Annotated in this window: 1 protein-coding gene; it reads right to left on the reverse strand. The window is 68.0% G+C overall.

The window, feature by feature from the left end; genetic code table 11:
• Nucleotides 1-693 (reverse strand): IS256 family transposase (locus FLX08_RS40025; RefSeq protein WP_142625448.1); only part of this gene is annotated, 693 nt, incomplete at both ends.

Below are 693 nucleotides of genomic sequence, written 5' to 3' on the forward strand. Positions count from 1 at the left end.
GTAATCGCCTCGATATTCACTTTAGCATCATTTGTCTCATTTTGAGAGTGGGTGTGCTTACGGCACTCGGCCAGGATCTCCAGGCCCATGTAGCGGCGCTGCTCGGTCCACTCGTCGTTCTGCTCGGCCAGGACCGCGCCGACCAGGCGGACGATGGCCTCCCGGTCGGGGAAGATGCCGACCACGTCGGTGCGGCGGCGGATCTCCTTGTTCAGCCGCTCTTGGGGGTTGTTGGACCAGATCTGCCGCCAGACGGCCGTGGGGAAGGCGGTGAAGGCCAGGATGTCATCACGGGCCTCGTCCAGCCGGTCGGCGGCCTTGGGGTACTTGGCCTCCAGCACCTCGACCACGTGCCGGTGCTGGGCGTGCACGGACTCGGTGTCGGGCTGTTCGAAGATGGTGCGCAGCATCGTGTGCACCCACGGCTGCGCCGTCTTCGGGACACAGGTGCCCAGGTTTCTCGCGAAGTGGGTGCGGCAGCGCTGCCAGGAGGCGCCGGGCAGCGTGGCGGCGATCGCGTCACGTAGCCCGGCGTGGCAGTCGCTGGTGACCAGCAGGACGCCGGACAGGCCGCGGGCGACCAGGCCGCGCAGGAACGCCAGCCAGCCCGCCCCGTCTTCGCAGGAGACGACGTCCAGGCCGAGGATCTCCCGCTGCCCGTCGGCATTGACACCGGTGGCGATCAGGCAGTGC

This window comes from Microbispora hainanensis (assembly GCF_006874475.1).
Classification (GTDB): Bacteria; Actinomycetota; Actinomycetes; order Streptosporangiales; family Streptosporangiaceae; genus Microbispora; species Microbispora hainanensis.